Origin of the sequence: Streptomyces graminilatus, from assembly GCF_001418565.1 — a bacterium.
Classification (GTDB): Bacteria; Actinomycetota; Actinomycetes; order Streptomycetales; family Streptomycetaceae; genus Streptomyces; species Streptomyces graminilatus.
On the sequence record NZ_LIQQ01000473.1, the window covers coordinates 1 to 15,746 of the forward strand.

The following is a 15,746-nucleotide window of genomic DNA, read 5'->3' on the forward strand; positions in this document are numbered from 1 at the left end:
TCGTGCTGTTCGTGGACGGGTGCGTACCCGGCGGCGCGGAGCGCGGTGAGCACCGTGTCATCGGGGAGCGGGCTGGTCAGCACGGTCGGGGCGAGCACCCGCAGTCCCAGCGAGGTCAGCAGGCCGCTGGCCGCGATCTCGGAGATCAGCGCGGTGTCCGTGCTGTGCAGAAGGCTGGCCGGGGTGGTGAGACGGACTCGCCCGTGTGCGTCGGCGGCGCCCCGGACGAGGTCCGTCAACTGGTCGGGGAGGACCGCGGTGCCGGCGATGCCTCGCAGCGTGTCGAGGAGTTGGTCGGCCGTGTGCCCGGTGTCCAGGGCGCGGTGCAGCGACGCCGGGGTGATGTGCCAGCGGGATGCGGGGTGCCGTACAGCGCGGTCGGCCAGCTGGTCCAGGAGGGCGGCCAGCCGGGGCGAGCACACGCCGTCGACGAGGGCGGTCACCTCCGGATCGGTGTGGAAGCGCGCCGTCTCAGCCGGCGGCGGCAGCACCTGCCGGGCGCATGCGGCGAGCTCGGTCTCCTGGAGGGCCGGGTCCGTGTAGTGGTGACGTAGTGGCGGGGCGAGCGGGCTGAGCGCACCCTGTGCCAGCACGCCGAGGAGTTCGGCTTCGCGCACCAGCGGCGCGAGGGCGGCCTTCTCGTGGTCACGGTCGCGCTCTCCCCGGTAGGAGAATTTCTCCGTGCAGGCGCAGAACCGGGCGCGGGGCCGGTGCCAGGCGAGCAGGTCGGCGAGGGCGCCGAGGAGATCGTCCGTCGTGTCGAGGGCTTGGAGTGGGCCGAGCGCGGCCGCGCTGTCCAGGAGGGCGGTACGTGTCGTCCGGCATCCGTCGCACTCGGCCTGGGCGAGAGCGGGGGTCGGGCCGTGGGGCACGTCATAGCCGGGCCCGTAGCGGGTCGCGATCGGGGTGGTCCGGGTGGGGGTGAAGCGCATCGTGCTCCACGCCAGCGCGAGTTGCGCGTACTGCCCGGCCGGCTCGCGTGCCGTCCAGGAGTCGTACGCCGTCGTCGCCAGGATCCGCTGCTGACCGTCGTGCGCGAGGAGACCGGCCGCGTGGGCGCATTCGAGGATGAGGCGGACTGCGGCAGGCGTACAGCCGGAGGCCTTGGTGATGCGGGTCAGTTCGCGGGTTCCGACACCGCCGTCCTTCAGCAAGGTCGGCGGCTGTTGGAGGCACGTGTGCAGGACCGTGGCGGCCTGGGCGAGGAAGGTGACGGCTGCGGCCGAGCCCGTTTCAGCGAGCTGCTCGCCGGTGACGGCCGTGAGCGGGACCTCCTGCCGGGGATGGAAGGGCGCGGCGGGCTCCGGTCCCCGCAGCGCGATCAGCACCTCGGCTGGCAACTGCAGATCCTGATCCCCGAAATAGCCGAAGGTGCCCGTGGAAACGGCCCGTTCCCTGGACGAGAGAAGGACTCGTTCGGCCGCCCAGTCCTGCCCTTCTTGATCAGCGGAGGAGTAGGAGTGCGTGCTGAACGCAGTGGAGTTGTACTCGCGTAGATGGTCCAGTAGTTCTTGGGCCGTGGAGGGAGCCTGGGCGAAGAGGTCACGCACCCGTTGACCGTCACGGTGGTGGGCGAGCAGTGCCGAGCGCTGCGCGTCCACGGTGTCTTCGGCTGTGAGGCCCAGCGCATCAAGGACCGCGCCCAGACGTTCGACGTGAACGTTCTCCACGATGGTCTCGAAGGCGACGAGCCGGGTGCGCAGGCCCAGGGGCTCCGTCCACAGCTCGCGGAGAGCGTCCGCCATGATCAGACTGGCTGGCTCGCCGGGCGCCGGATCGCGAGTCCACACGAGGCCCAGGGCGGACAGCCGGCCGAGGGCCTGCTCAAAGGCCCCTCCGTCGCCGGGCGGGTCCTCGGACTTCAGGGGGACCCCGAGCATGGACGCGAGCAGGTGCCGGGGACAGGGTGTGGGAAGCGCGGCGAGCGCCTCGGCAACCTCGACGCACGGCAGAGAGAGAAGCTGCGCGGCGGCCCGTTGGACGCTGCCGGGACGCAGCAGCCGCTCGGCGACCTCACTCAGCGTCCGCGGACGCGGCTCGGTGAGCGCATCCCGGCGTTCGGCCAGGAGTTGCGCCAGCCCCCCGGGCCCGAGCGTGCGCAGGTGATCACAGAGCTGGTCACCTGCGGACGGGCTGCTGTCAGACGCGATGCTCAACCAAGGCCCCATTCGAGAGCGGTGCCCGGTCCCCAGCGGCCCGGCCGCCATCCACATGTAGCAGGCTCGACCGTGTCGGGTGCGCTCTTCGGCGGTACTTCACCGTTGAGCGCGCCTGGATCGGCGAGAAAGGGCAGAACTCTGCACTCTCGGGCCTCAACGGCCGCCAGCCGCCTCGGGCACGGGATGGTTCGCGCGCCGCCGTAGTGCCTCCCGGTCCAGCCGGGCCGCCTCTTGAGCGGCCTGGCCGCGAAGTTCGGCCCAGCCCGCGGGCGGCGCGGGCTCAAGGACCCGTTTCCCGTCCCAGACCGGCCCCGGCGTGTGCAGCGCACCGAGCTGCCCGGCCAGGCCCCGCCCCAGCCCACTGACGGCCTATACGAGAGCTTGTGCCTTGTCACCTCCGTCGCGGACCGCGGCGATGAGACGGTGATCGAACAGGTGGGCCAGTCGTGCCTGCCACCAGCGGTAGTCCTGGTGGCCCTGGCTGAACGACGCCCCAGACAGGTCGAAGGCCGACAACGCCCCGTGCTCGTCCACCCAGGCCAGCACGTCCCGGTGCAGCTGACGCAGTCATCCTGGCGAGTCCTCCGCGCGTACGCCGGGACGGCTACGAGCCGGGAGGCGTCGCACCAGGAAGCTGCCCGGCAAAGTCGAGCCACTGTTCGATGGTCCATATGACTGTGCTCGTGCGGTCGGTGGACATGCGCATCCACACCTCGTCGCCACCAGGCATCAGGGCCACCTCCACATGCGGCTCGTCCCACGTTCCCAGGGGGTAGAACCATTCGATGCCGTCGGGCCAGGTGCGCATGGCGACCGTCTGCACGCTGAGCGCCGCGGCCATCGCGTCCAGTGCCGCGCGCGGGATCCGCACTTCCGCCGGCTCCATGCCGAACGCTGCCATGAGGGCTCCATTTCTGTGTGAAGCGTCGCTTCACGGTCGGTACCCATAGCCATGTCCACTGCGGAGCGAGCCACACGCAGCCTGCGGTGACATCGATTCCGCGGACGATGATGCCCCTGGGTACCGCGGCAACCGTGTGCGCCGAAGAATCTCGGCACCGCGAGGGTGCGCGCGGAGGCGAGAAGACGCGCCTGATCGTCTACCGGATGGCCGGGATCGAGGGAAGACCGGCGCAGCGGATCGCGGCCACCCGCTGACGCCCACGGCGAGGTTCCGACCGTGGGACGTCAGCGCGTGGCGGCCGGTGCCGGTCAGGCGGTGTCGTCTTCGTGCCGGCGGCCGTGGAACATCATCGAGGTCCCGCCTTCGGGCAGGTACCAGCCGTCCGCGGCCATGTAGGGCGGGATGTAGGCCGGGCTGGTGTCGGTGTTCAGCTTCGATTCCGGGTCGGTGACGTCCCGGATGACCCGGCGCTGGACCTCCCGGAAGCCGTAGCCGTCGGGTCCGTCGACCTCCCAGGTGATGTCGCGCAGTACGGCCTCGTGCTCGGTGGGATCTCCCGTCGCGGTGGCGGTCTCGATCATGGGATGGGCCTCGATCAGCCCGCCGTACAGGCACAGGACGATGAGGAGCTGGCAGACGCGGTCGGAGAACTCGCCGAAGCCGTACTCCTGGCCGCAGCCGCAGGACGGGTCATGGGCGTGGACGTCGAATTCCACCTCGTAGGGCTTGCCGGTCAGGGCGTACGCGGGTAGGGCCTGGGCCGGTCCGCTCGGGCAGGGGTGCGCGGTGTCGAACAGGTTGATCCACACCTTGACCCTCGTGGCCGCGAAGCCGGTGTACTCGGCTTCCAGGGCTTTCTCAAGGCGCTGGTGGGCGGCGTAGGCCTTCTCGTCGACGCTCTTCCAGCCCTCGCCGAGCCGGTGTCCTGCCAGATGAAGGAACTGGTTGGTCAGCAGCGACAGTTCACCGAGCGTGGGGAGCGCCTCGTCCGCCGTGCCGCTCGTTTCCTTCGCCGGGGCCTCGTCCTCGGAGTCGGAGGAGCTGGGGGAGGGCCAGACCTGGGTGAGGTCGTCTCCGGGTTCGGCCCGGCGGACCAGCGCGATGTCGGTCAGCGTCAGCCCGAACGCGGAATGCCCGTCCCCTACCCTCAGCGACGGCAGATCCCGAGGTCCGGTGCTGTGCGGGTGGACGCCGGTGGCGTCGACGCAGATCTGCACGGGTTCGGGGAGCTGTCCGTCGGGCCCGAACCACAGCACCTGCACCCGTGTCTTCGCGGAGAGGAACTGCTGTGCCTGGCGCACCGCGTGGGGGGCGTGGTCCGAGGGAATCCACCAGCCGTTGCGGTCCCACGCCCGGTCGGCGTCGACCGCTGCCGCGGACCCGTCGAGGTCGTAGAGGGCCTCAGCCGCCTGCTGGCGGGCCTCGTCCCGGACTGCCCGGCACAGGTCGCTCGCGGGTGCGGTGCTGCCCAGGCCCTGGGCATCGGCTCCGGATACTGCTGCGCCGTCCCAGACGGGGACGCCGGGCGGGGTGAAGGGGATCGTGCCCAGGATGACGGCGACCTGGTTCGCGCGGTCGATGTCGTGGCTGAGGTGGGCTTCGGTCCGGCTCCGGGCGGGGCGGTCGTCGTCGGGCTGGGCTCCGTACCGGCGGCGGGGGTCGTCGGGTTCCTCGTCGAGGCGGTACCCGAGGAACATCGGGAGCAGCTGGTGCTTGAGGAGTGCTTCGAGCCCGTACTCGACGTTCGAGGCGTCCCCGGTGACGGCGAACGGCTTCATGGTCTGCTCGAGCCCGTCGCCGAGGGAGTGGACGACGTGGAAGGGGGTGCGGTGGCGGTCGCGCTCATGGGCCTGGGTCGTGAAGGCCACGGCGTAGGCGACGGCGGCGGGCCACAGGGCGTCCCTCCAGCGCATTCCGGATTCCCGGCACAGGGCCTTCGCCGTGGTGCGGGCGGTGGGGTCGTGGCGGTCGACGGCGTCGACGAGCGCGGCCAGGGTCGCGCCGGCGCCCAGGTGCTGGAACGCCGTGTGCCGGTGGGCGGGCGGCGGGAGCCAGATCCAGGACCGCTGAAGCGGTTCGCCCCAGCGTTCCATGACGATGGGCCAGCCGCCGCGGTTCTTCAGTTCGCGGTCGAGGCGGGTCCCCAGGTTGGGGCCGCAGGTCAGGGCGAGGACGGCCGCGACGGCGTCCCATCCCGCCGGAGCAGCCAGGTCGTCGTTCAGGAGCCGGTCGAGTCCGACCGCGAGGTACGGGAGGTCGGTGCGGTAGGCCTGGTCGCCGTCGAAGATACAGGCGGGGCACACGGGGACGGCGCTGTGCGAGTTCTTCAGCAGATGGTGCTCGGGGTACCGGTCTCCGCAGATCGGACACGGGGTGGTGGAGTGCTCGTCCGCGCCCCGGACCCGGCGGAGCCGGGTCTTGCCGAGTTCGGTGTCCATGCGGCGCGCGGTGACGCGGACGTCTTCGGTGGAACAGTCCGCGAGGCCGTCCTCGAAGTCCTCGACGGTGGCGTTGCCCGACGGGCACATCGCCATCAGGTACAGCGGCTTGGTCAGGTCGGACTGGTCCGGGTCGTCCGGATCGAGGTCATCGCCGTCGGCGTTGTCATCTGCACGGCCGACGGACAGGTTCAGTCCGGCGACGGGCCCTGCGTACATCGTGAGGCCGAAGCAGTCCACCTCTGGTTCATGGTGACCGGCACCCCAGCCCAGGCGACGGAACTCGGCAACCAGGGCCGTCAGGTAGTCCTTCGCGAGCATGGGGCCCGGGACGCGCTCGGCCGTAGCCGCGTCGGTGAGGATCCGGACGGCTTCGGCGCGGCCAGCCGTGTCCAGGACCGGGGGCAGCAGGTTGCGCTCGGCGGCGTCGACGACGCGCTCCAGAGCCTGCTGGTATCCGCAGCCCGTCGCCTTGTTGAGCGCCCGGGCGATCTGCCGGCGGTTAGTGAGGTTCTTCGATGACAAGACAGCTCCTGCACGCTCCGCGTCATGCCGCCCCACCACGACAAACGCCGAGTGCGCAAGGGCGGTCAAAGACGATGGAAGCGCCGTGCATCACCGCTGCGTCACCTCCCAGCGGCAGCTGGATTCACCAGAGCCCGGAGGTGGGTCCGGGCAAGGCACGCGGCACGGTGAAATGCGTCCGCCCGATGATACTCCGAACGTCTCTCTGCAGGGAGGACAGCCGCAGTCGCCGCCGTCCGGGCCGAAGCCCGCGCATCCAGCAGCGACGCATGCACGACTTTCATCGAAGGAACCCACCATCTCTGAGGACCACGCATCCCCAACTCGCCCACAAGGAGAGGACAACCGCGCCATCGACCGCCCTCGACAGGTGACGGCCCCACCCGATCGGGTGATACCTGCTCAGGCAACGAAGCCGAGGCACGAGGCGGAGCCGCTTGCTGCTGAGGTGGGACCAACCGGCAAAGGGTCTTCGAAGGGGCGATTCATGAGCGGAGCAGCGCTGTCCGATCTCAGCGCACGGGTGATCACACCCGATGCGGCACGTGAACTACTGGAGTTCACACGGAAAACCGGGTGCCGGCCCGATCCGGTCGACATGGACTACGCACGCCGTCTTGCACACGACATGGCGTGCGGGGACTGGGACGAGGCCAACGTCGTTCCCCTTGCGCTGTGCTCGCACGGAGCGGTGATCAGAGGGCTGCATCGCCTTCAGGCCGTGGTGATCAGCCGGGTACCCCGCACGTTCTTCATCGCGCGGGACGTTCCGCACCGCGTGCGCTACATCCCCCGCGGCAAGGCCCGGACGGCGGCAGACGCGCTCGGCGTGATCGGCGTCGCCACGCACCGCAAGATGATTGCCGGTGCCGTGCATCTGGTCCATCTGTACGAGAGCGAGCGGGACGCAGTGCCGTGGACAGCATGGGACACCCGCGTGTTCACGAATGTTGAGACGGTCCGGCTCCTGCAGACCCGATACCCGGATCTTCCCCGGTCCGTCCCGACCATGATCGCGCTCCGCAGCGGACTCAGGTCCACACCGATCGCTTCGCTCACCTCTGCCTATCTGATCACCCATGCCGTGCCCGAACTCGGCCCGGCGGTATCTGAGTTTCTCCAGGGCCTGATCTCCCCGTCCCACCTCGGGCTGGGTGACCCTCGCCGTGACCTCCATGAATGTCTCATGACACGAGACGTTACGACGGGCCGGAGAGCGGTCTCAGCACACCAGCTCGGCCTGATCATCTCCTGCTGGAACGCATGGGCGATCGGCGCCCCCTGGGACGACTCCGAGTTCGGGCCGGACGACTCCATGCCCGCCATCTGCCGGACCATCGCCGTACCGTAACGGCGGGCGCAGGGCAGGGAGACGGGGTGGAACGGCAGGTGCGTGGCCAGAACGGCTGAGATCATGGCAAGAGGGTCAGTTCATGATCACGGCACAGCAGTGGGGGCAGCGATGGACGAGAAGAACACAGTGCGCGCGGTCGCGTTCGACTACAAGGCGATCCTCAGCGCGCCGGGGCATGCCCACCGCGGTATCGCCGACCTGCTGAAGTGGCTGGATGACCGCCATGTGGCCTGGGTACTGCTGACCAACGACCCGATGGACGCCGAGGCCGAACTAGCCGCGGCCGGCTTGCCCGCCCCCGCCCTGCACCTGTCGCGTGACGACATCCCCGACAAGGCGAAACGTGGGAACGGAGCCTGGCTGGAAGCGGCCGCCGAACGCCTCGGGCTCCGCAAGAACCAGCTCATCCTCGTCGGGACCTCGCAGTACGACTGGTACACCGGCATCCACGCCGGCGTCGTCCACGTCCACGCCCGCTGGGCTGGCCGTCTGGGCAAGCCCATCACCTCGCTGATCTCCGACGAGCCGGCCGACGTCATCGAGCTCCTGGAGTACTTCCTGCTCCACGAGCCCAGCTGGGCCTTCCGCCTCGACGATGAGGACCGCGCCTTCGCCATCCGCTCGATGCTGCCCTTCAACGCCCGGTTCCCCCGCGGCGGCGGCCGGACCTTCACGATCAAGGACATCTTCACCTACGACAAGACCGTCAAGGTCGGCAGCCAGGACGCGCGCGATGTTCTCATGCTGGGCCTGCTGTCCGCCGCCTACCTTGACGGCACCCTGCCCGGCCAGAGCTACTTTTGCGTCTATCCCAGCAGCACTCCGGCCAAGGGCAGCCCGCAGCTCGCCGGCTTCCTGGAGCGGGCCAAGGTCATGACCGGCTCCTCCTACAAGGAGGACCTCCTCGAACGCGTGGCTCAGGCCCCAGACACCAGCCTGGAGCGGTACAAGAGGAGCATCGGGCAGTCGACCGGGAGAGACATCTCGATCGCCGCCCAGGCCCGCACTGTGCGGGTCAGCCCGAACTACCGCACGAAGATCACCGGCAAGACGGTGATCGTCTTCGACGACTTCACGACCGAGGGCAAGTCCCTGGAGTGGGCCCGCACCCTCCTCAGCGAGGCCGGAGCCGCACGGGTCATCGCCCTGACCATCGGAAAGTACCCCTCCCGCCACACCGCCTACCGGCTGCGCCCCGGCGTCACGATCGACCCCTTCACCACCAACGACCTCACCGTGGCGGACTTCCTGACCACCACCGGCCCCGGAGGAGCGGAGGAGGGCCCCGCGCCGTCCATGACGGCGGCCATGAACCACTTCGCCGCCGCCGCCGCTGCGGAAGATCAGCCCGCGGCAGAGCCAGCCCCTGCCCCGGCCCCACAGAACAGCCGGGAGGCACGGCTCCGCCCGCCGGCCGGCCAGCTCTCGGCCATGACCGACTACAAGAACGCACGGCAACGCCACCTCGCGGACATGCTCACGCACATCCAGCAGCAGGTGTACCCCCTCGCCTGGCGAGGCGAATACCTCGTCCCAGCCGGGCAGTCGACAACCACCGCCCTGTGGTGGATCGCCCTGCCGGGACAAGACGAGCACTGGTACGACACCCGCGAGGCCGAGCGCCTGGTCAGCGGCATCTGCCGGGCAGTAGGGATCATCTGGGAACCAGTCGCGCCGCCCGGCGGCGCCACCCAGCTCGCCGAAGCCCTCGCACGCATGGAACAGCGACGGCACGCCTGAGAAACCGGCACCGGGCCACCCGTACGCGGCCTCGTACGCCATGATGGGAAGTGGCCCAAGCACCTCGCTACATCCTTCGAACATCCCGGGGCCACGAGTAGAAGGACACCCTGATGGACCTCGATATCACCGCTGACCAGCACGATCTGCTGACCCTGTGCGCGCTGCGCACCGGCGAGACCACCCTCGACTGGAGCCTGCTCGCCCGCGGCACCCAGAGTCCCGAGGGCCTGGCCGCGCTCATGGACGGGCAGCTGCGCGAGGACTCGCGTGCCGCGACCAAGAACCGCCCCCTGCTGCAGCAGGCCCTGGCCACCGGCCTGGACGACGCCCGTGCCCGCGTCGACGACGAGCTGGCCGCGGCCGGCAAGGCCGGCGCCCGCCTGGTGACGGTCCTTGACGAGGACTACCCGGCGAACCTGCGCGTGATCGGCAATCTGCCGCCGTTCCTCTTCTACCGCGGCGAGCTCGATGAACGTGACGCCCGCTCCGTCGCCGTCGTCGGCACCCGCCAGGCGTCCGAGGACGGACTGCGCCGGGCGGCCCGGATGGCCCGCGAGCTCGTCGAACACGACGTCGTGATCGCCAGCGGCCTCGCGAAAGGCGTCGACGCCGCCGCCCACGAGGCCACCCTCACCGCCACAGGCCGGACCTTCGCCGTCATGGGCACCGGCATCGCCGCCCCCGTCTACCCAGCCGAGAACCGGCCGCTCGCAGGCGCGATCCTGGACGCGGGCGGGGCGCTGCTGAGCCAGTTCTGGCCCACCAGCCCGCCGACGAAGTACACCTTCCCGCGCCGGAACGTCGTCACCTCCGGCACCACTCTGGGCAGTGTCGTCATCGAGGCCTCCAACACGTCCGGCGCCAAGATGCAGGCCCGCCTGGCCGCCGAACACGGCAAGCACGTCTTCCTGATCCGCTCCCTCGCCGACACCCAGCCCTGGGCCAAGAAGATGCTGGACGAGGGCCGGGCGATCCTGGTCACCGCCTCTAGCGACATCACCGACCGCCTCGGCCAGGCCGCGGACATCCAGCGCGCTGGCCAGCAGCGCCAGCAGCTCGCCCTGGCCGGCCTGTGACCGTAGGCCTCCCCGATCCGGCCGGTTTCCCCGACTGCCCGGTGTGCGCCTACGTCCTCACCGGCACCGCGCGCCTGTGCTCCGACTGCGCCGGACGCACCCTCCAGCCCCTCACCGACCCCCACTGCCCGGTCTGCTCCCAGGCCCTCGCACCCGGCAGACCGTGCGGCAACCGGCTGTGCGCGCTGCCGGAACCGCAGCGGGGGTTCTCCCACGTCGACGCGGTGGCCGTGTACTCCGGAGCCCTCCGCGACAAGATCCATAAACTCAAGTACGACGGAGCGCACGGCTGGGCGATGATCTTCGGCCGGCTCCTCGTCGGCTGGATGGAAAGCCACCCCGAGCAGATGAGCGGCGTCGACTACGTCGTCGGCAACCCGACCCACAGTGGGCGCCAGCCGATCCAGCACATCGAGGCGATCATGGACGCCGCCTACACGGAGGACGTGAACAGAACCTTCCCCCTCAGCCCGCCGGGCACCCACCGACTGGTGAAGCAGGCCGAGACACCCCGATCCGCGACCCGGAACCTGGACGAGAAGCGCGCGGCCGCAGCCGCGCACGCTGCCGCCCTGATCTGGACCGGAGATACGGCCGACATCAAGGGAGCCACCATCCTGCTTGTCGACGACGTACTCACCAGCGGCTCGCAGCTCCAGCACGTCGCACTCCGGCTCCGCGCGACCGGCGCCGATGACGTCCGCGGACTCGTCCTCGCTCGGGTTCCCTGGAACGGGTGAACCCCCGCGCCTCGGGGCCCGCAGGGGCGTGACGGCCAGGAAGCGATTGCGGTCGAACCGGCGTTCTTGGAGACCAACCGCAAAGATCGAATATCAGTGCGTATTTGGGCTGGTCGGGAAGCGCGACCCTCCGGGCATCGCCAACTCACTCGGCCACCGCCAGGTTGTCACGGTCCCGCAGAGCCCCATGAGTTCGGGGCACAGACTGATGCCTCAGCCGCGGAAGGCGGCAGCCTTCGGGCCGGGCTGGATGACCAGAGCGTTCAGCGGGCGCGAGCGGGTTGGCTGGACCACCTCCAGCCAACCGTCCCCGCTGGTGACGCAGTACGGGATGCCCGAGTAACTGTGCCACTTCCAGTTGATCCACCAGCGCGGATCACTCAGATGCCCTGCGCGGCGCCGCGGGGTGGGCAACCGACGGCCCGCCAGGTCGATGTCGTCGAGTTCGGCACCGAGGCCCTGGAGGTAGACCAGCCCCGCCAAGGCGGCACGCCGCAACGAGCTGTGCTCCTGCCACCGGTGAAAGGCCCACCGCATCTCCGGGACCGTCAGAAGGCCCGTGTCCTCCGGGGCGTCGGGCAGCGCGATGCGCGAAATGGCAATGAACCCCTGCTGCTGCCATGAGATCAGCTCCGCCCGCACGGGGCGGGGGATGTAGCGGTCAAGGCCCTCGAACGCGTCGATCATGTCGTGGCGCTCGGCCCGGCCAGCATCCGGGTCCTCGACGACACCGTGCAGCACGGCGAGGGCGCCGGCGAGCGTGTCACCCCGCTGCCACAGCGGGAGCATGACCGCGCCCTCAGCCTCAAGTTGCTCACGTGAGGAGTCGTCGAACTGGAACTGCAACCCGCGGGAAGCACCAGCGAGCGCGCGGCGCAGCGGTGCGTAGGGATTCCCCCGGCCAGAGAGCAGCGTCTGGACGACGACCTCAGTCATCCGCTCGTCACGCTCGAACCGGACCGCGACATCGACGTCGTGCGGCTCGGAAGCACCCCGGGCAAAGCTCCCGAAGAGCCACACCTGCTGCACCAGGCTCAGCGGCCACTCATGATCACCGTCGAGCCGGTGAAGCATCCCCTCGACCAGTTCAACAGCCCGCGCCCGCTTCACGTCCGGTCAACCCTCCTCGCTCCGGGCACCAGCGTAGAGGAGCGCACAACACCGGTCGTGCCCGCCAGTAGCTGGTGCGACGCTGGCGAGCTCGACGCCTGGAACGAGGCCAACGTCGGGGAAGGAGACAGCCCAGGCCCGGCAAGTCAGCCCAAGTGGTAGGTGTGCGTGGGCCGAAAAGTCGGATACAACAGCTCGAATCCGCCCGGGCCCCGAGGATCGTCGAAGGCGAGCAGCGCCGGGTCCTCCAGCCTGCAGCAGCCGCAGCTCGGGTTCATCCACGTGATCGTGACGTGGGGAAACTCGGCCCGCATCTGCTGCTCGAGCTCGGCCCACGCTGCCTTGTCCTCGCCGCGCCAGCCGTGCTGGGCTCCGACCTTGTAGACCGCGTTCAGGCGATCAGCCCACTCTTTGAACGTCATCTGAGGTCCTCTCGGGATATTCACGGCCGATAGCGAGGCGCTCAGATGGATCGGCCTAGCCATCGGCATCCGGCGCACCCGCCGTGTCGAGTTGATCGGGTCGGTCCGGCCCGGCATCGGGGACGGCCCCAGGCGCTGACGGGACTAGGGACCGCAGGGCACGATGAGGCCGATGGAGCGAGCCCACCCGGAGGACGGGGAATCGAACCCCGCGTGCCCGCTCAGCGAGTCGCGCCGCATCCAAAGCGGTCCGTCCAAGTGAGCCTGGCCCGACCGGGGCCGCACGCGGCTGCGTCTGGCACCCCGTCCAGCCAGGCGCCGGAGGCGAGGGCGGCTACGGCGCCGGCCGCATGACGCTGTACGGCTCATGCTTCAGTTCAACCTTCACCGATCACCACCTGCACGTTCGACATTCGGCACTTCCGGCCGCGTACGAAGTGACGGCCCAGCCTGCCGTTGATGAGATCGACGACAGCACCGCAGTCCGCGGAAGGGCAGCGGACGGCCATCACATGGCCCTCGTCGTCGATGAGGGGCACCTCGGAGCTGAGGGCCATCGCGGTCTGCTCGCCTTTCAGGCGTACAGAGAAGGTCGCCGCGCCAGCAGTCTCCACGTCATCGATACACGACTGGCACAGGGGGCGCCTGCGGGCTCTGGCCGTGGCCTCTGGTGATGGGGTCACACGGTGACCGTCGGGGCGGATGCCGGGCGGCAAGCCCGTCTCGGGGTCGATCAGGAGGCTCGGGGCGGAGTGCCGCTCCAACTCGTGAAAAATGGTCGGGCTGCCGCAGCAGGGACAGTTCATCAGGTAGAACATCGGGTCAGCTCTCTCTACGCCCTCAGACGGATGGGCGCTGGCGGGGTCCCGGGACTCATGGTCGGGCCCGCGGTGTGGAGGGACGGGGTCCGCACAGCCTGTGGTGGTGGGAGTTTGAAATTAGAAACGCGGCTGGACACCCGGTGATAGAGAGCACGCCGCGTCACCTGGAAACATCCCAAAGCGGTCAGGCCATACCGCCTGCCAATATGGCGGACGAGTGTCATCGCCGAAAATCGCCCGCAGCAACGAGAAATTCTCCAAAGATTCCACAAGTCTCATCCGTACCTGAAAGCCACCAGCCAACACGCCACCCAACAGAATATCCGGGTCAGGACCGGCAGAGTCAGCAAACCGATCTGCCAGCGTGCGAAGTACACCGCTGCTCACCCGGGGAGACAGACCCGTCATTACGAGCTCATAACCATGCGATTGATGCAATCCAATGGTGTATGAATACGGCGCGCTATACCCATCAGTCGCAACGGACTGTACAGCGTAACCATGCTCAGCAATCGTGCGCGCCATCTGGAGCAAGTAGGACGTCATGAAGTCGGATCGATCAGAATCCATTGGAACACCCGTCAAGGAAATAGCCGATGGCGCAGAGATCACGCTTCGACGCCATCGATGGTGAACGAAAAACATGTGAGCGATTTAATCCACCCCCTGCACCACCCCCCCGATCTCCCGCAGCGTGCGAGCAGATCCCAGCGGGGAGAGCGAGCCCGCCTCTCGAAACACCCCCAGCGCGACCCCTGCCGGCGCTTCAGGCAGGCTGAACACATGACCTGCGTCCAGAGAAGCAAGCAACCGTGCGGCATGCCCCGCACAGCCATCAGCGCCCGATTTCTCGACATCCATAACAGTCACGACGACCGGCCCGGAGCAATTTGTTGAATCAACTGGATGCGCTGCACCACAGCGGAGCACGGCAACCCTCCTATTTGAGCGGGCCATCCTGCCTGATGGGTTCGGCACTGAAAACAGCTTCGTCCTCCACATCGGCGTGGTAAACGGACAAACGACCGTTATTCCAGAACATCGTGTACTCCTCCGGATCCTGTGGAAGATGCCTGAGCTCAGGAAAAGTGCGCAAGGCATCCCGAAATATACTGAGAAGCTGCTGGGATCCGTCTGCCGACAATATGGCATCATCGGGAACAGTGACACTCGACCACAGCTTCCCAATCGAGCGTACGCGAATTACCGCCACGCTTGATCCCTCCCGAGAAAAATAGTTGCGGATGCACTTTGGAATTTCAATGATTATTCACCGCCCCCGCGAACAAAACGAGAGGGAGACTAGGCCGTCCGCCTGACGCGCTTCGGCATCACATCAGAGACGCCTTCCACACCCGGCACTGCGCACGGGCCGCCGCCAAGTGGGAAGAGATGGATCATTACGATCTCCACCGGCATACCGTGGTTGCCAGGATCCTGGAAGTTAAGCATTTCGTCGATAGTGGCGGAGGCGCCGAAATCCACCGAGTCACGCCACTTCGCAATGTGGGCGGCAATGCGCGCATCGAGGTCGGGATACCGCGCGTAGACGGCCTCTCTGGTGAATTTGATATATCCGGGCATCCGGTTCTGGTCCATCTCCTACCGCCCTTTCGGCGTCCAGCTCTTGTCACTGCGCTGGTGTGCTGGTGTATCCGTTGAGTTTGTCGGTGAGTTCTGCGCGGGCGTGGGTGAGGGCCTTGATCTGGTTGTCGATCTTGTCGATTTCGGGCTGGATGAGTTCGGCGCGCTGTCCGTTGAGGAAGGCCGTGTACTGCGCCTCGCGCTGGGGGGTGTCGGTGTCGGTGCGGTAGAGGGTGACCAGGGCGGTGATGAGGTCCTGGACCTTCTCGAAGGTGGCCCGGGTGGCGCGGACGGAGGGGGTATCGGTCTCGGTGAGTGCGGCCCGTACGGTCCGGCTGAAGCTGATCTTCGGTTCGGCGACCGGCGCCGCCCCGGCCCCGTCCTTGCCGTCCTGGTCCTCGGTCGCGTCCAGGTCGGCGGGGTTGATCAGCTGGTGGCCGACGACGTACGGGTCGGCGGGGCCGCCGAGCAGCGGCACGTCGGTGCGCTCGTGACGTTCCACACCGCCCTTGCCGAACTGCACGTTCAGCAGACCCGCAACCGGCGGCTCCAGACGGTAGTCCGGGTGGATCACGACCGCCCCGACCGGCAGCGCGCCCTCGGTGAAGACCCGCTCCAGGCTGTAGACGGCCTCGCCGTGCTCGCCCGCCTCCACGGTGTAGTTGTAGACGGCACCGGCCAGAGTCTTGATCGTCTCGGACATGGGGTTCCCTCCAAGGGGGTGCGTGGGTGTCTCGGCCGGTTCCTCGTTCCCCCGACCTCGTGATAACTACTGTACACGTCATCATCGAGTTATGCAACATCGGAAGGGATCACCCCCACAACGCTTAACCGAACCAACCGCCAACTAGGAACTTCACCCACCCGGAC

The 15,746-nt window shown here is 68.4% G+C and carries 15 protein-coding genes; 5 read left to right on the top strand and 10 right to left on the bottom strand.

Annotated features, from left to right (window positions below; genetic code table 11):
• The 3 genes from AOK08_RS33255 to AOK08_RS33260 form a co-directional block, all read right to left on the bottom strand.
• Positions 1-2,156: helicase-associated domain-containing protein (locus AOK08_RS33255; protein ID WP_055532942.1), on the bottom strand; the 2,156-nt coding region annotated here is incomplete at its 3' end.
• A gap of 372 nt (positions 2,157-2,528) precedes the next feature.
• The gene (locus AOK08_RS46115; RefSeq protein ID WP_206743410.1) at positions 2,529-2,693 is read right to left on the bottom strand and encodes a hypothetical protein; all 165 of its coding nucleotides are present in this window, start codon (positions 2,691-2,693) and stop codon (positions 2,529-2,531) included.
• 70 nt (positions 2,694-2,763) lie between these two features.
• Positions 2,764-3,060, bottom strand: coding sequence for a hypothetical protein (locus AOK08_RS33260; protein ID WP_055532944.1), 297 nt, complete (start codon positions 3,058-3,060; stop codon positions 2,764-2,766).
• 134 nt (positions 3,061-3,194) lie between these two features.
• Between AOK08_RS33260 and AOK08_RS48550 the strand changes: the two genes are divergently transcribed.
• Complete coding sequence (locus AOK08_RS48550) at positions 3,195-3,317, top strand: hypothetical protein (protein WP_277816052.1); 123 nt, start codon at positions 3,195-3,197, stop codon at positions 3,315-3,317.
• A 54-nt stretch (positions 3,318-3,371) separates the two neighbouring features.
• Here AOK08_RS48550 and AOK08_RS33265 read toward each other — a convergent pair whose 3' ends face one another.
• Complete coding sequence (locus AOK08_RS33265; RefSeq protein WP_055532945.1) at positions 3,372-6,026, bottom strand: hypothetical protein; 2,655 nt, start codon at positions 6,024-6,026, stop codon at positions 3,372-3,374.
• 487 nt (positions 6,027-6,513) lie between these two features.
• Between AOK08_RS33265 and AOK08_RS33270 the strand changes: the two genes are divergently transcribed.
• The 4 genes from AOK08_RS33270 to AOK08_RS47855 all read left to right on the top strand — a co-directional run bounded on the left by AOK08_RS33270 (position 6,514) and on the right by AOK08_RS47855 (position 10,939).
• Entirely contained in the window at positions 6,514-7,377 is an 864-nt protein-coding gene (locus AOK08_RS33270) for a hypothetical protein (RefSeq protein WP_157876891.1), read from the top strand.
• 111 nt (positions 7,378-7,488) lie between these two features.
• The gene (locus AOK08_RS33275) at positions 7,489-9,120 is read left to right on the top strand and encodes a phosphoribosyltransferase (protein ID WP_055532947.1); all 1,632 of its coding nucleotides are present in this window, start codon (positions 7,489-7,491) and stop codon (positions 9,118-9,120) included.
• 113 nt (positions 9,121-9,233) lie between these two features.
• Positions 9,234-10,199: a DNA-processing protein DprA gene (locus AOK08_RS33280; protein WP_055532948.1), complete on the top strand. Its 966-nt coding sequence runs from the start codon at positions 9,234-9,236 to the stop codon at positions 10,197-10,199.
• The gene (locus tag AOK08_RS47855; protein ID WP_241827196.1) at positions 10,196-10,939 is read left to right on the top strand and encodes a ComF family protein; all 744 of its coding nucleotides are present in this window, start codon (positions 10,196-10,198) and stop codon (positions 10,937-10,939) included. Before AOK08_RS33280 ends, AOK08_RS47855 begins: the two co-directional genes overlap by 4 nt.
• Positions 10,940-11,152: 213 nt before the next feature.
• On the opposite strand, the gene AOK08_RS33290 is transcribed toward AOK08_RS47855, so the two are convergent.
• From AOK08_RS33290 to AOK08_RS33310, 6 genes are all read right to left on the bottom strand, one after another.
• A complete protein-coding gene (locus AOK08_RS33290) occupies positions 11,153-12,049 on the bottom strand; it encodes a nucleotidyltransferase domain-containing protein (RefSeq protein WP_055532950.1) in 897 nt (298 codons plus the stop codon).
• Between the two features lie 146 nt (positions 12,050-12,195).
• The gene (locus tag AOK08_RS33295; RefSeq protein ID WP_055532952.1) at positions 12,196-12,471 is read right to left on the bottom strand and encodes a hypothetical protein; all 276 of its coding nucleotides are present in this window, start codon (positions 12,469-12,471) and stop codon (positions 12,196-12,198) included.
• 377 nt (positions 12,472-12,848) lie between these two features.
• Positions 12,849-13,085, bottom strand: coding sequence for a hypothetical protein (locus AOK08_RS43960; RefSeq protein ID WP_241827197.1), 237 nt, complete (start codon positions 13,083-13,085; stop codon positions 12,849-12,851).
• Between the two features lie 324 nt (positions 13,086-13,409).
• Positions 13,410-13,937 (bottom strand): DUF4262 domain-containing protein, encoded by a 528-nt coding sequence (locus AOK08_RS48990; RefSeq protein ID WP_079054420.1) that lies wholly within the window; start codon positions 13,935-13,937, stop codon positions 13,410-13,412.
• Between the two features lie 657 nt (positions 13,938-14,594).
• Positions 14,595-14,891 carry a hypothetical protein gene (locus AOK08_RS33305; RefSeq protein WP_055532956.1) on the bottom strand — a complete coding sequence of 99 codons (297 nt, stop codon included), beginning with the start codon at positions 14,889-14,891 and terminating at the stop codon, positions 14,595-14,597.
• Positions 14,892-14,922: 31 nt separating this feature from the next.
• Positions 14,923-15,579 carry a hypothetical protein gene (locus AOK08_RS33310; protein WP_055532957.1) on the bottom strand — a complete coding sequence of 219 codons (657 nt, stop codon included), beginning with the start codon at positions 15,577-15,579 and terminating at the stop codon, positions 14,923-14,925.
• Positions 15,580-15,746 lie beyond the last annotated feature (167 nt).

Bases quoted from the DNA above. Each gene is read 5' to 3' on its own strand.
- AOK08_RS33310 (WP_055532957.1), bottom strand. From the start codon at position 15,579: ATGTCCGAGACGATCAAGACTCTGGCCGGTGCCGTCTACAACTACACC.
- AOK08_RS33280 (WP_055532948.1), top strand. From the start codon at position 9,234: ATGGACCTCGATATCACCGCTGACCAGCACGATCTGCTGACCCTGTGC.
- AOK08_RS33305 (WP_055532956.1), bottom strand. From the start codon at position 14,891: ATGGACCAGAACCGGATGCCCGGATATATCAAATTCACCAGAGAGGCC.
- AOK08_RS48990 (WP_079054420.1), bottom strand. From the start codon at position 13,937: ATGTTTTTCGTTCACCATCGATGGCGTCGAAGCGTGATCTCTGCGCCA.
- AOK08_RS33260 (WP_055532944.1), bottom strand. From the start codon at position 3,060: ATGGCAGCGTTCGGCATGGAGCCGGCGGAAGTGCGGATCCCGCGCGCG.
- AOK08_RS33270 (WP_157876891.1), top strand. From the start codon at position 6,514: ATGAGCGGAGCAGCGCTGTCCGATCTCAGCGCACGGGTGATCACACCC.
- AOK08_RS33275 (WP_055532947.1), top strand. From the start codon at position 7,489: ATGGACGAGAAGAACACAGTGCGCGCGGTCGCGTTCGACTACAAGGCG.
- AOK08_RS33295 (WP_055532952.1), bottom strand. From the start codon at position 12,471: ATGACGTTCAAAGAGTGGGCTGATCGCCTGAACGCGGTCTACAAGGTC.